This window comes from Enterobacter sp. 237C8 (assembly GCF_034106865.1).
Lineage (GTDB): Bacteria > Pseudomonadota > Gammaproteobacteria > Enterobacterales > Enterobacteriaceae > Enterobacter > Enterobacter asburiae_B.
Genome location: NZ_JAWNDF010000012.1, coordinates 24,981 through 37,896, shown reverse-complemented (window position 1 = coordinate 37,896; position 12,916 = coordinate 24,981). Strand labels below are relative to the sequence as shown.

At 56.9% G+C, this 12,916-nt stretch carries 15 protein-coding genes; 9 read left to right on the top strand and 6 right to left on the bottom strand.

Going from position 1 to position 12,916, the window contains the following annotated elements; genetic code table 11:
• Positions 1-42 precede the first annotated feature (42 nt).
• The gene (locus USF70_RS20195) at positions 43-390 is read left to right on the top strand and encodes a YidH family protein (RefSeq protein WP_039260367.1); all 348 of its coding nucleotides are present in this window, start codon (positions 43-45) and stop codon (positions 388-390) included.
• Positions 380-727 carry a DUF202 domain-containing protein gene (locus tag USF70_RS20190; RefSeq protein ID WP_047059222.1) on the top strand — a complete coding sequence of 116 codons (348 nt, stop codon included), beginning with the start codon at positions 380-382 and terminating at the stop codon, positions 725-727. The genes USF70_RS20195 and USF70_RS20190 overlap by 11 nt, the downstream gene beginning before the upstream one ends.
• Before the next feature lie 34 nt (positions 728-761).
• Here USF70_RS20190 and dsdA read toward each other — a convergent pair whose 3' ends face one another.
• Positions 762-2,048, bottom strand: coding sequence for a D-serine ammonia-lyase (gene dsdA / locus USF70_RS20185; RefSeq protein ID WP_196355195.1), 1,287 nt, complete (start codon positions 2,046-2,048; stop codon positions 762-764).
• A 17-nt stretch (positions 2,049-2,065) separates the two neighbouring features.
• On the bottom strand, positions 2,066-3,403 hold the full coding sequence (gene dsdX / locus USF70_RS20180) for a D-serine transporter DsdX (protein WP_023309824.1): 1,338 nt from the start codon (positions 3,401-3,403) through the stop codon (positions 2,066-2,068).
• 204 nt (positions 3,404-3,607) lie between these two features.
• Between dsdX and dsdC the strand changes: the two genes are divergently transcribed.
• Both dsdC and USF70_RS20170 read left to right on the top strand, forming a co-directional pair.
• Positions 3,608-4,534 (top strand): DNA-binding transcriptional regulator DsdC, encoded by a 927-nt coding sequence (gene dsdC / locus USF70_RS20175; protein ID WP_069303447.1) that lies wholly within the window; start codon positions 3,608-3,610, stop codon positions 4,532-4,534.
• 84 nt (positions 4,535-4,618) lie between these two features.
• Positions 4,619-5,707, top strand: coding sequence for a cellulase family glycosylhydrolase (locus USF70_RS20170; protein ID WP_023309826.1), 1,089 nt, complete (start codon positions 4,619-4,621; stop codon positions 5,705-5,707).
• On the opposite strand, the gene emrD is transcribed toward USF70_RS20170, so the two are convergent.
• The 4 genes from emrD to tisB all read right to left on the bottom strand — a co-directional run bounded on the left by emrD (position 5,610) and on the right by tisB (position 8,466).
• On the bottom strand, positions 5,610-6,794 hold the full coding sequence (emrD, locus tag USF70_RS20165; protein WP_237845223.1) for a multidrug efflux MFS transporter EmrD: 1,185 nt from the start codon (positions 6,792-6,794) through the stop codon (positions 5,610-5,612). The two genes, USF70_RS20170 and emrD, sit on opposite strands and share 98 nt — an antisense overlap.
• A gap of 175 nt (positions 6,795-6,969) precedes the next feature.
• Positions 6,970-7,803, bottom strand: coding sequence for an EamA family transporter (locus USF70_RS20160; protein ID WP_045888268.1), 834 nt, complete (start codon positions 7,801-7,803; stop codon positions 6,970-6,972).
• Positions 7,804-7,865: 62 nt separating this feature from the next.
• Entirely contained in the window at positions 7,866-8,312 is a 447-nt protein-coding gene (locus USF70_RS20155) for a GNAT family N-acetyltransferase (protein ID WP_214539129.1), read from the bottom strand.
• A 64-nt stretch (positions 8,313-8,376) separates the two neighbouring features.
• Positions 8,377-8,466: a type I toxin-antitoxin system toxin TisB gene (tisB, locus tag USF70_RS20150; protein WP_023309830.1), complete on the bottom strand. Its 90-nt coding sequence runs from the start codon at positions 8,464-8,466 to the stop codon at positions 8,377-8,379.
• Between the two features lie 719 nt (positions 8,467-9,185).
• Between tisB and USF70_RS20145 the strand changes: the two genes are divergently transcribed.
• The 5 genes from USF70_RS20145 to ilvN all read left to right on the top strand — a co-directional run bounded on the left by USF70_RS20145 (position 9,186) and on the right by ilvN (position 12,867).
• A complete protein-coding gene (locus USF70_RS20145; RefSeq protein WP_221703318.1) occupies positions 9,186-9,899 on the top strand; it encodes a hypothetical protein in 714 nt (237 codons plus the stop codon).
• A 196-nt stretch (positions 9,900-10,095) separates the two neighbouring features.
• Positions 10,096-10,575, top strand: coding sequence for an Hcp family type VI secretion system effector (locus tag USF70_RS20140; protein WP_320735960.1), 480 nt, complete (start codon positions 10,096-10,098; stop codon positions 10,573-10,575).
• 107 nt (positions 10,576-10,682) lie between these two features.
• Positions 10,683-10,781 (top strand): ilvB operon leader peptide IvbL, encoded by a 99-nt coding sequence (gene ivbL, locus USF70_RS20135; protein WP_057979964.1) that lies wholly within the window; start codon positions 10,683-10,685, stop codon positions 10,779-10,781.
• A 106-nt stretch (positions 10,782-10,887) separates the two neighbouring features.
• Entirely contained in the window at positions 10,888-12,576 is a 1,689-nt protein-coding gene (gene ilvB / locus USF70_RS20130; protein ID WP_064673035.1) for an acetolactate synthase large subunit, read from the top strand.
• A gap of 3 nt (positions 12,577-12,579) precedes the next feature.
• Positions 12,580-12,867, top strand: a complete 288-nt coding sequence (ilvN, locus tag USF70_RS20125) for an acetolactate synthase small subunit (protein WP_033144334.1) — start codon at positions 12,580-12,582, stop codon at positions 12,865-12,867.
• Positions 12,868-12,916: the final 49 nt, after the last annotated feature.

The window sequence follows — 12,916 nt, the reverse complement described above, 5'->3', positions numbered from 1 at the left end:
ACGCTATGCTGAAGCCTGCCTGGAGCACGACAAGGAACCCTCATGAAAATTTCCCGCCTCGGCGAAGCGCCGGACTACCGCTTCTCTCTGGCCAATGAGCGCACTTTTTTAGCGTGGATCCGTACCGCGCTGGGCTTTCTTGCCGCCGGCGTCGGCCTCGACCAGCTCGCGCCAGATTTCGCCACGCCGCTGATTCGCGAAGTGCTGGCGCTGCTGCTGTGCCTGTGCGCGGGCGTGCTGGCGATTTACGGCTACCTGCGCTGGCTGCGCAATGAGAAGGCGATGCGCCTGAAGCAGGATTTGCCCTATACGCGCGGGCTGCTGATCGTCAGCACGATTCTGCTGACGGTGGCGGGCGTGGTGATGGTGCTGGTGTTCTATGGCGGATAGCCGCAAAGCGCGGCGCGAAGCGGACCCCGGCCTGCAGCCGGAGCGGACGTCGCTGGCCTGGCTGCGCACGCTGCTGGGGTATGGCGCTTTGATTGCCCTGGCGATCAAGCACAACTGGCACCGCACCGGGGTGCCCTTCTGGATTTCTATTGTCGTGCTGGCGCTGGTGGCCATTATTTTATGGCGCTATACCCGCAGCCGTAACCTGATGGACGTGGCGCAGAACGATTTTGTACAGCCGAAAGCGGTGCGGGATAAGTTCCTGATCGCGCTCGCTGTTCTCTCGCTGTCGCTGCTGTTTGCGGTAACCCATATTCAGCAAATTTTGAGCCTGTAAGCCCGGTGGCGGCTACGCCTTACCGGGCCTACGATTAACGGCCTTTTGCTAAATACTTCGCCATCTCGTCTTCCGGCACCATTCCGCCGCCGGTTGCCCACACCAGGTGGGTAACGTTGGTATGCGAATGAACGCGCACCGGCCCGGCCATGCCCGCCAGCGCCGACGGCTCCAGGCGGATCCCTTCCTCCTGCGCGAGCCAGCCGAGCATGTCATACATGCTCTGGTCGGAAAGGGTGTAGAACCCGTCGAGCAGGCGCTCCATCGCGCGGCCCACGAAGCCGGAGGCGCGTCCTACCGCCAGCCCGTCCGCCGCCGTGACGTTATCAATGCCCAGGTCCTGCACCGCGATCTCATCGTGCAGGCCGGTGTAGACGCCCAGCAGCATGCACGGGGAGTGCGTTGGCTCCGCGAAGAAGCAGTGGACGTTATCGCCAAAGGCCAGCTTCAGGCCAAATGCCACGCCGCCGGGGCCGCCGCCGACACCGCACGGCAGGTAAACGTACAGAGGATGGTCCGCATCCACCACGCGGCCCTGTTCGGCAAACTGCGCCTTCAGCCGCTCGCCCGCCACCGCATAGCCCAGGAAAAGGGTGCGGGAGTTTTCATCGTCAATGAAGAAGCAGTTCGGATCGCTTTCCGCCGCTTTTCGTCCCTGCTCCACCGCCACGCCGTAATCCTGCTCATATTCCACGACGATGACGCCGTGGCTGCGCAGTTTGGCTTTCTTCCACTCTCGGGCGTCGGCGGACATATGCACCGTCACCTTAAAGCCGATGCGTGCGCTCATAATGCCGATGGACATCCCGAGGTTGCCGGTTGAGCCTACCGCAATGCTGTACTGGCTGAAGAAGTCCTTAAAGCGCGGCTCCAGCAGAATGCTGTAGTCGTCGTCGATGCTCAGCAACCCGGCTTCCAGCGCCAGTTTTTCCGCATGGGTCAGCACCTCATAGATGCCGCCGCGCGCTTTAATCGAGCCGGAAATCGGCAGATGGCTGTCTTTTTTCAGCAGCAGCGTGCCGGGAATAGGCTTACCAGATTCTCTCTCCAGCCGCTTTTGCATCGCCGGGATCGCGACCAGCTCGGATTCGATAATCCCGCCCGTTACCGCCGTTTCCGGGAAGGCTTTCGCCAGATACGGCGCGAAGCGGTTGAGGCGCGCGTGCGCGTCGTCCACGTCGGCTTTGGTCAGCCCGACATAGGGCAACCCTTCTGCAAGCGTCGTGGTGCGCGGGTTAAGCCAGGTAGTTTCTTTCAGGGCGATCAGATCCTCAACCAGAGGAAACTGTGCGGTTAAAGTAGTGATAGTTGCGTTTTCCATAATACGTCTCTTCGCGCTCAGATAATGAAGGAAAGCAGGAATGTGCCGCCAAGTGCAAGCACCGAGGCGATAAACGTCGCCGTCGTATAGTATTTGAAGGTCTCATTCAGGGTCGCGCCGCAGTATTGCTTCACCAGCCAGAAGAGGGAATCGGTCACGATCGTGCAGCCAATGGCGCCGGAACCGATGGCAATGGTGATGATTTCCGGGCTCACGTTTGGATAGAGCGGCAGCATCGGCGCGACGATCGCCGTGGCGCCCATCATCGCCACCGTCGCGGAGCCTACGGCGGCATGCAGCACCAGCGCCACCAGCCAGGCGAGCAGGATAGGGTGCATGTGCAGGTTCGAGAGAATATGCGCCAGCGAATCCGCCAGCCCGCTGGTTTTCAGGATGGCGTTAAACGCGCCGCCCGCGCCGATAATCAGCAAAATGTTGGCAATAGAGCCGAAGCCGTGCTCGGTATGCGTCAGCATCGTGCCCATGCCCATATGCTGGCGTATCCCCAGCAGGTAGTAGGCGACAAACACGGCGATAAACATCGCGGTGATCGGGTTGCCGATAAACTCCAGCAGCGTATACAGCGTGCCTTCTTTTGCCATATTCAGCTCGGCAATGGTTTTCACCAGCATCAGGGCAATCGGCAGCAGCACCGTGAACAGCGTGGCGCCCAGCGACGGCAGGGTGTGCTCTTCCCGCACCTTCAGGTCTGAAAATTCCGCCGGAACCGGTTTAAACGGCAGACGGTTGCCGAGCAGTTTCAGGAACAGCGGGCCGCCGACCAGCGAGGCCATCAGGCCCACCATCAAACCGTAGACAATGACCGTTCCGACGTCCGCGCCTAATTTATTGGTCACAAACAGCGCGGCCGGATGCGGCGGCACCACGCAGTGCACCGCCATCAGCGCGGTACAGAGCGGAATGGCCAGCTTGAGCAGCGACGTGTTGGTCTTTTTGGCGATGGAAAACGCCAGCGGGATCAGCAGTACCACACCCACTTCCACGAACAGCGTGATCCCGCAGATAAGACCCACCAGCACCATAATCACGTCCGCCGACAGCCAGCGGCAGCGCTGCAACGCGATCCCGATGCGCTCTGCCGCGCCGGAGACTTCCATCATCTTGCCGAGAATGGTGCCCAGACCAATCACCGCCGCCAGGAAGCCCAGCGTACCGCCAATTCCGCTCTCAATGGCATTCACCATATCCAGCGGGCTCATCCCCATCATCGCGCCGACGAAAAAGCTCGCCAGCAGCAGCGCGAGGAACGGGTGAAACTTCAGCTTAACGATGGTTAAAACAATTAACACAATGCTGACCAGCAGCGTTGCCACAACCCAGACCTGAGATCCCATATCTCACCTCACCCTTATGTCATCTGTGGGTATTGGACGAAAAAACGGCGTGGGCTGACAAACGATATAAATTGGCGTTCAGGTGAGCCAGATTGGATCAACTGAGTGACTGCGGTCTAAAAAGCGCACTTAATTCGTATTAGGTTCACATAAATTCACCCTTGAGCGGTATGCTGAGCGCAGAAAACTCGCGTGAGAATTGTGATGACCGATGCGAATGAAGCCAGAAACCGCCTGTTAAACGGCTGGCAGCTGTCGAAAATGTACACCTTTGAAGTGGCCGCCCGGCATGAGTCTTTCGCCCTGGCGGCGGAGGAGCTGTCGCTCAGCCCAAGCGCGGTGAGCCACCGCATCAACCTGCTGGAAGAGGAGCTGGGTATTCAGCTGTTTGTCCGCTCGCACCGTAAAGTTGAGCTGACGCAGGAGGGAAAGCGCGTTTACTGGACGCTTAAGTCGTCCCTCGACACCCTGAATCAGGAGATCCTGGACATCAAAAACCAGGCGCTGTCCGGCACGCTGACGGTCTACTCCCGGCCGTCGATCGCTCAGTGCTGGCTGGTGCCCATGCTGGGGGACTTTACCCGCCGCTATCCGTCGATTTCACTCACCATCCTGACCGGCAATGATTACGTTAATATGCAGCGAACGGGCGTCGATCTGGCGCTCTATTTCGACGATACGCCGCCAAACCACCTCTCTCATCACTTCCTGATGGACGAGGAGATTTTGCCCGTCTGCTCGCCGCAGTATGCCCGCGAGCATGAGCTGCTGAAAAACCCCGATAACCTCAGCCACTGCACGCTGCTGCACGACCGTCAGGCCTGGAGCAACGATTCCGGCACGGATGAGTGGCTGAGCTGGGCGCAACATTTTGCGGTGAATATGCCGCCATCGTCGGGCATTGGTTTCGATCGCTCAGATTTAGCGATTATTGCGGCCATCAACCACGTCGGCGTCGCGATGGGCAGAAAGCGGCTGGTGCAGAAACGGCTCGAACGGGGCGAGCTTATCGCCCCGTTTGGTGAAAAGACCCTGAAATGCCATCAGCACTACTATATCTCGACGCTCTCTGGCCGACAGTGGCCGAAAATAGACGCCTTTATCGGCTGGCTGAGAGAACTGGCAGGTTGAAGAATTATTACGCTTTCGCTCTACACGAAATGTGAAAAAGCGTGCTAAATACAGGTAATGCTTTCGATTTATCCAGGGTAAACCGTGTTAAAGCCTTTTATTGCCTGTGCATTACTGATCTCTTCCGGCTGGGCGATTGCCGCTGAGCCGCCGCTGACGGCTGCCCGTTATGCGCAGCAGCTGGGCGTCGGGATGGATGTGGACTGGGCGCGCACCGAGCGCGGCATACGCGAATTCGACCCGCTGGTGGTGCGCGATTTTCGTGCAAAAGGCATTACCCACGTGCGCATTCGCGTCGCCGATGAGCCGACGGAAGCGCGGCTAATTCACCTGCGCAAGCTGGTAGAAGCCTGCGAGCAGTATGGCGTGATCCCGATTATCGCTTATCAGGCTGATGAGTATAAAAACGACCCGAAAGCCGATAACGAGAAAGAGACGATCAACTGGTGGATTGCCGTGGCGCACTATTTCGGTCAGAGCTATCCGCTGCTGGGTTTTGATCTCATCTATGAGCCGGCCGACAAGCTTAACCACAACCTCGCGTCGCTAAACCGCGTGTATGAAAAAACCATTAAAGCGATCCACGACATGGACCCGCAGCGCATGATCTTTGTTGCGCCACGCCTGCGCGCCGCGCCGGAGGATTTATCCAGCCTGAAGCTGCCCGCGCACAGTCAAAACTACCTGCTGGCGGAGTGGCATATTTTCCCGTGGGGGCCGCTGAAAAATAGCGGTAAATACCCGTGGACGTCCGGCACGGCGGCGGAGAAAGCGGCTATCCATAATCGTATCAATACCGCGCTGCGCTGGCAGCAAAAAACCGGGCACGTGAGCTGGGTCGGGGGCTGGGGCGTGGGAGAGTCAAACCACCTTACGCCAACCGCTTCGCAAATGGCGTTCTCCACCTTTATGGCCTGCGAGCTGCAAAAGGCGAAAATCCCGTATGCGCTGAACGCGGATTTCCAGTTTTACGACGGGGAAGAGGGGGCCTGGCGGCCCGCGCCGGAGCCGTTGTTGCAGGCGATGATTGCGCCCGTTTGTGAAAAGCCCGGCGAGAAGCCGGGCCATCATGCGGTTAAACCGGCTGCTCGTGATGCGGAACACGCGACGCCAGCGGCAGCCAGCACAGTAAAATCAGCAGCCCCATCAGCGTCATCAGCAGGCCCAAACTAGCCTGCCCGGTCTGCGGCATCATCGCCGAGAGCCAGGCCAGCGCGCCGGAGCCGATATTCTGCAAACCGCCTACCAGCGCGCCAGCCGTGCCTGCGAGAAACGGGAACGGCTCCATCGCGCCGCTGGTCGCTAGCGGGAACAGCATCCCCGCGCCGAAGAAGAACAGCGCTGCCGGGATGAGCAGCGTCCAGACCGTCATCACGCCAAACAGCCCCGGTATCCACATCATCAGACCCGCCAGCAGACAGCTGATCACCGACTGCCACATCAGGGTGGAGAAGCGTTTATTTGGGCGTCCGGCAAACCACGCGCCGAAGAACGCCGCCGGGATCGGCAGAATAAACAGAATACTCACCACCATGCTGCTCAGGCCCAGCCCCGCGCCCAGCAGCACGCCGGAACAGGCTTCAAACACCGCAATGCCCGCCAGGCCGCCGATCAGCATCAGCAGGTAGCAGGTAAACGCCCCGTTGCCGAACAGCGTTTTATAGCTGGTGATAAGCTTCGTGCGCGGCGCGTCCTGCGGGCGCGTTTCCGGCATCCAGCGCGCCATGCTGAAGGTGACAATGACGCACAGCACCAGCAGGAAGGCGTAGCAGGCGCGCCAGGACCACATCGTGTCCAGCAGGCCGCCAATCAGCGGGGCGAGAAGCGGGCTGACCAGAATACCCATATTCAACAAGCTGTTGGCATGACGGAGCTGGGTGCCCTGATACATATCGCGCGGTAAGGTTCGCGCCATCACCCCACCGACGCCGGTCCCGACGCCCTGCAGGGCGCTGGCGGCAATCAGTACGGTCAGGCTGTGCGTGGTAATGGCAATCACCGTCGCCACCATGAAAATGCTCATGCCCACCAGGATCACCGGGCGACGCCCGACGCGGTCAGACAGCGGGCCGTAGAAGAGCTGCGAAACGCCATAGGTCAGCAGGTAGGCTGCCATCACGCTCTGCACCGCGCCCTCGCGGACGTTCAATTCCTTTGCCATGTCGGCAATCGCTGGAATGTAGATGGTTTGCGCCATCTGACCGACGGCCACCAGTAACACCAGCATCAACAATAAGTTAACGTTCCTTTGTTTTTTCATGTCGCTGAATACTTTTGCCAAAAGAGAAAAAGGAAGAATAAGTGACTGCGCATTCCCATAAATGCGCGAGGAATCTACCACAGAGAGATGACAATTTAAGCATTGTCGTGGTGAATGAAAAAACCGGGAAAGGCAGGATTTGTAAACAAGAACGGCAACTAATGTTGCCAGTGATTTACGCCAGGCGCAGCAGAATGGCGCCGCCAGCAATACCCAGCGCCGCCGCGATGCGCAGGCCCGCAACCTTCTCTTTTAAAAGGACAAACGCGATCAGCGCCCCGAAAAGAATCGAGGTTTCACGCAGCGCCGCGACCACCGCCAGCGGTGCCTGCGTCATGGCCCAAAGCGCCAGACCGTAAGAGCCCATGGTGCCCACCCCGCCGAGTAACCCCTTTTTCCAGTGCAGGCGCAGGTAGCCGGACGCCTCGCGCCGACGCGCCACCATCGCCCAGCTCAGCAGGCAGAAGCCATTCATAAAGAAGGTCCACAGCGTGTAGCCCAGCGCGGTGTCCGACAGCCGCACGCCGGTGCCGTCCACCAGCGTATACCCGGCAATGAAGCAGGCGTTCAGCAGCGCCAGCCAGATCCCTTTGCGTGACTGCATGCGGCCATGCATCGCCATCGCCAGAATCGAAAGGCAAATTACCCCGATGCCGGACCAGGCGAGCCAGGAGAGACGATCGCCGAGCGCCAGCACGCCGATCAGCGCCACCAGCAGCGGGGCGGTGCCGCGCATCAGGGGATAGGTCTGGCTCATATCGGAGACCTGATAGGTCTTCGCTACCAGCACGGTGTACACCACCTGTAAGGCGCAGGAGACGATCAAAAACGGCCAGCTTGCAGCAGATGGCTGTGGGGAAAACGGCAGTAAGACCAGAGCGATAAGCGTGGCGGATCCGCTGACGCTTATCGCGGAATAGAGCTTGTCCGTTCCGGCCTTAACGATGGCGTTCCAGCTGGCATGCAGCAGCGCGGCGAAGAGCAAAATGCAGAAAACGGTGGTGGTCATGGCGTATCGGGTGATGAATTGTCACTCAACTGTAACATTCACACCCTGATGCTGCCAGCCGGTTACAGGGCACAAAAAAGACGGTGCGTCACCCGCGGCTCGTCCGAGACCAGCGTAAAACCCGCCTGGCGATAGAAGCCATACGCGGTGTCCGGCGCGTGGGTATTCAGAAAATCAAACCAGATGCTGGCATCGGCCATCACCACGGTTAAAAGCTGTTTGCCAATGCCCAGCCCGCGGCACTTCTCGCTGACGTAGAGATGGCGAATACGTCCGGCGCGCGGCTGCTGGCTGAACGGATCGCGGTTGAGGCCGCACACGCCGACCAGCCTGCCGTTGAGAAACGCGCCCAGCAGCTTTTCTCCTGGCGCGTTAAAGCGGTTCTCGCCGCGCTGCCAGTTCTCTTCGAGCCTGCGGAGCATGTTGAAATTCAGTGCGATACTTTCAGCCTTCAGGGCGATATACCCCGGTTCATCCGGTGTGACGGGCTCAATTAACAGACGCGACATAGCATTCCCTCGTTATTAAAGAGGGGCGGTTTCCCGCCCCTCTCAGGTGCGACTTGAACCTGAATTACCGAAGGAATTTCAGGACAGCATCAAGCAGTTGCAGTACAGCAACAATGAGTTTGAGGATAAGTATCACCATATCCACTACGCTCATACGCGTCTCCTTTTGGTTAAAAGGAGCACGATGCTGGCGTACCTTTCCGCCGCCTGTTGCCAGCACCTGGATTGACGTAACACAGTGTGCTCACTTCAGGGGTTAAGGCACTGACGGCACCACCCGTTTCAGCCAGGACTTCTTTGCGCCGGTAAAACTGCGGCCCCCTCGCTCACTGCGAACACCCTCAGTATAGATAAATACTGTATGTATGAACAGTATTTTTTGGACAAAATCCGGAAGGCGATCCATACTCAAAAACGTCAAAATCCGTGCCGGAATTGCGCGTTCGTCTTCGATCGCGTATACTTTTTGCGTTGACGTAACACAGTGTGTTCTGCGGCGACCAACCGCAAAACCCTGATAAAAACCTCGCTCCGGCGGGGTTTTTTGTTTTCTGATGTGCCTCATAAAAAACTGCTGGATGAGCGAGGGTTCTGCTGTTTGGCTTCGATGTGGGCTAGCCGGATCGCTTAAGCCGCTCTGTTTAATGGAGAGGTATTAGATTCATTTTGTAAGATAACACCACTTAATATGTAAACTAATATAACTTACTAATACCTCTCAAGTAATTTAATTACTTCGCGTATAACACTAATAAATAAAAGTGAGCCAACTTATTTTTTACGTGAATGTTTAGTTGAAATAATTTCACTTGTTTGAAACTCAGCGCTTTTCAATGTATATTCCAGGAGTCGCAAATATTGTATGGATACATTATGCAAGCATCTGATTATTTAAAGATGAAGTTCCAGAGTGACAGGCAGTTGGCTATTTATGGACAGCAAGGCGTTGCAGGGACATGGAGAGCATTAAAGGGGATCGGTTCTGATATTTACTCAGGAATCGAGCGTGTAAGCTGGTACTCATCATGCTTAATCCCCAGCTATCACGATGTGTGTGATGAGCTTCTCTCAGAAGAAAAGAGGATGTATCTCTCAATTCTCTCGCTTTACCGTTATCGCGATGTAATAGAACACATGCTCTATCTTTATTTTGAACGTGTTATTACCGATTCTGAAAATGGAAATGAACAAAATCGCGTTCGTAAGATGGATTCAAAAGTCACCGGGCTTGTTAAAAACATACCAACAAACAAGGCCGCGCGTTTAGCGATAGCATTGGGGCTGGCCAAATCCCTTTCCGAATCTGGCCTGCTCTCTGAAATCGTCGTCGAACGGCTTGCACGCCGCGTACCTAACGTTGTCATGGCGCTTCAATTAATTGGAACGGAACAGAAGTGCGCTTTTGCTGCCCGTCGCCTGAAAACGTTGGACTCCAGGTATTACGCGACCCTGTATGCCGCACAACTGGAGATGCTTTACTACTTTTTTGAGCCTTTCCTGTCTGAACTCATTAAGAAGGTGCAAATGGGATTCTATAAGGATTTCGATGCAATTTATGACGACTTAAAGGACAAGGAGCATGTTTAAGAGTCTGCTATCAATTCTGTTTTCGGATGTTTTATTCCCCGTTTATATTTTTGCGTGCGCCTCTTTGTTCCTGTGGTTGATGCCTGACCACTGGGTATTACTAACATTCATTTCTATTGTTGTATTTATTATTGTGCATCCGATAATTTTCGGCCGCTTTGATAAGTACGATTAAATTTTATAAAAAGGATTTTATATGTCAAACCCAGCTTATTTGTTTCTAACAGATGAACAAGGTTCTCCCATGGTTGGACCTTGCCTTGTGTCAGGGCGTGAAGGTGCAATTGAACTCAAATCGTTCACTCATAATGTTAACATTCCAGTCGACGGGAATACCGGAAAATTGACGGGGACGCGCATACACATGCCCGTCATGTTTCAGAAGGAATTTGATCGGGTAACCCCGATTTTATTTCGGGCGCTGAGTACAGGAAGAACGCTCCAGTCAGCCACCATTAAGATGTACCAGATTAATGAGGCGGGTTTTGAACAGGAATATTTTAATATCCTCCTCGAGAATGTGAAAATCACCTCAATCACACCAGACCTGTACCCAGGCGCAAACACCGGAACACACCTTGAGACGGTTCTCATCCGCTACGAGAAAATCACCTGGAAGCATTGCGACGGCAATGTCATCTATAGTGACTCCTGGAATGAGCGAGCAACTTACTGAAACGTGATCCCTGGCGCATTTTTGCGCAGATGAAAATATTTCCATTGTCACGCCCGAAAACCTGTGTTTGTATAAATTCCATCAATGATTCCAAACACAGGTCCCCAATGACTTCATCCATCTTCACTTCGACCCTACTAAAAACTGCGCAACCAGCCGCAGTGGTCGTCGTGCGTGTGGTGGTGGTCGTCGGCAATGCGCCGTAGGGACTGGATCAACACACGAATCCAAAACCCCGCCGGCGCAAACCGGGCGGGGTTTTTCGTTTAGGACCCTCCCCGGAACGTCGGCCCAGAAGAAAAGGACTGGAGCATGGCAAGTTCGGGCACAACATCCACCACGACGCGTTTTACTGGCGCGCAGCTGATCGTTCATCTGCTGGAACGGCAGGGCATCACCACGGTTGCGGGTATCCCTGGCGGCACGGTACTGCCGCTGTACGATGCGTTAAGCCAAAGCACGCAGATCCGCCACGTGCTGGCGCGCCACGAGCAGGGGGCAGGCTTTATTGCTCAGGGCATGGCGCGTACGCAGGGTAAACCCGCGGTCTGTATGGCCTGCAGCGGCCCGGGCGCAACCAACCTGGTCACCGCCATCGCCGACGCGCGCCTCGACTCCATTCCGCTGATCTGCATTACCGGCCAGGTACCGTCCTCGATGATCGGCACCGATGCGTTCCAGGAAGTGGACACCTACGGCATCTCTATCCCCATCACCAAACATAACTATTTAGTTCGCGACATCAGCGAGCTGCCTCAGGTTATCAGCGATGCGTTCCGCATTGCGCAGTCTGGCCGTCCGGGCCCGGTGTGGATAGACATTCCTAAGGATGTCCAGACCGCTGAGATCGAGATCGACGTCCTGCCGGAGCCGGGCGAGCGTGCCCCCGCGCCGGAATTCAGCGCTGAGAGCGTGCGCGATGCCGCCGACATGATTAACGCCGCCAAACGCCCGGTGCTCTATCTGGGCGGCGGAGCGATTAACGCTGCGGATGAAATCCGCCAGTTTGCAGAGAAAGCCAACCTGCCGACCACCATGACCCTGATGGCGCTGGGCATGCTGCCTAAAGCGCACCCGCTCTCTCTCGGCATGCTGGGTATGCACGGCGCGCGCAGCACCAACTACATCCTGCAAGAGGCTGATTTGCTGATTGTTATGGGCGCGCGTTTTGATGACCGGGCGATCGGCAAAACCGAGCAGTTCTGCCCGAACGCCAAAATCATTCACGTGGATATCGACCGCGCCGAGCTGGGTAAAATCAAGCAGCCGCACGTGGCGATTCAGGGCGACGTGGCCGAGGTTCTGGCGCAGCTGATCCCGCAGACGGACGCAGCCGACCGCGCCGACTGGCGCCAGCTGGTGGCCGATCTGCAGCGCGAGTTCCCGGGCGCCATCCCAACCGAAGGCGACCCGCTGAGCCACTACGGACTGATCAACGCCGTGGCAGCCTGCGTGGACGACAGCGCAATCATCACCACCGACGTGGGCCAGCATCAGATGTGGACCGCCCAGGCCTATCCGCTGAACCGTCCGCGCCAGTGGCTGACCTCCGGCGGTCTGGGAACCATGGGCTTCGGCCTGCCCGCAGCCGTGGGTGCGGCGCTCGCCAACCCGGACCGCAAGGTCATCTGCTTCTCCGGCGACGGCAGCCTGATGATGAACATTCAGGAAATGGCCACCGCGGCCGAAAACCAGTTAGACGTGAAAATCATCCTGATGAACAACGAGGCGCTGGGGCTGGTGCACCAGCAGCAGAGCCTGTTCTACAAGCAGGGCGTGTTTGCCGCGACCTACCCGGGGATGATTAACTTCATGCAGATTGCCGCCGGCTTTGGCCTGCACACCTGCGATCTGAACGCCGAAGAGGATGCCCACGCGGCGCTGCAGGACGCGATTTCTCGCCCCGGCCCGGCGCTGATCCACGTGCGTATCGACCCTGAACAAAAAGTGTATCCGATGGTGCCGCCGGGAGCGGCAAATACCGAGATGGTGGGAGAATAAGCCATGCAGAAACAACATGATAACGTCATTCTGGAACTCACCGTCCGCAACCACCCTGGCGTCATGACCCACGTCTGCGGGCTCTTTGCCCGCCGGGCGTTTAACGTGGAAGGCATTCTCTGTCTGCCGATTCAGGGCAGCGAGCACAGCCGCATCTGGCTGCTGGTCAACGACGACCAGCGTCTGGAGCAGATGATGGCGCAGATCGACAAGCTGGAAGACGTCACCAGAGTGGCGCGCAACCAGTCCGATCCCACCATGTTTAACAAAATTGCGGTGTTTTTCGAATAAATCGCTTAAGGTAAGCGCCTTGGTCGGCCTGCAGGCGTCGCGCTTGCAG